This window comes from Paenibacillus tyrphae, assembly GCF_000722545.1.
Taxonomy (GTDB): domain Bacteria; phylum Bacillota; class Bacilli; order Paenibacillales; family NBRC-103111; genus Paenibacillus_G; species Paenibacillus_G tyrfis.
In genome coordinates, this window is sequence record NZ_JNVM01000081.1 from 1 (window position 1) to 478 (window position 478).

1 protein-coding gene is annotated in these 478 nt (G+C 42.5%); it reads left to right on the plus strand.

Going from position 1 to position 478, the window contains the following annotated elements:
* A partial coding sequence (locus ET33_RS35840; RefSeq protein ID WP_036694106.1) for a LamG-like jellyroll fold domain-containing protein occupies positions 1-476 on the plus strand: 476 nt, incomplete at its 5' end.
* Positions 477-478: the final 2 nt, after the last annotated feature.

A 478-nucleotide genomic window follows, 5' to 3' on the forward strand; every position in this document is an offset into this window, starting at 1 on the left:
GTGGTTTGGTTGGATATTGGAAGCTGGATGAAGTAAGCCGCAATATTGCGTATGATAGTACCTCGAACAAAAATCATGGGACATTATATGGTAAAGGGATGGCTTACCTGACCTTGGATGGTCAGGATGACTATGGAGTATTGTCAAAGAGCGGAATGATACCGACAGGAGGCAGTAACTATACAGTAGAGTTATGGTTCAAAAAAGATACGTTCGATAAAGGATACCGAGAAATGCTATCCCAATGGACGAAGGAGAATATCTCAAATTCGTTTTACTTAGGAATGGATAATGGAAATATGCGGTTTACAGATTCATGGAACTCGGTACCCATTGGTGAGCTAAGAACAGACACATGGTATCACTTGGCTGCAGTGTCGACTCCCAACAATGCGTATTTGTACATTAATGGGGAACTGAAGGCAACGAAAGGAACGGCGCTAACTTATACAGGAAATGGACCGTTAGTACTCTGACG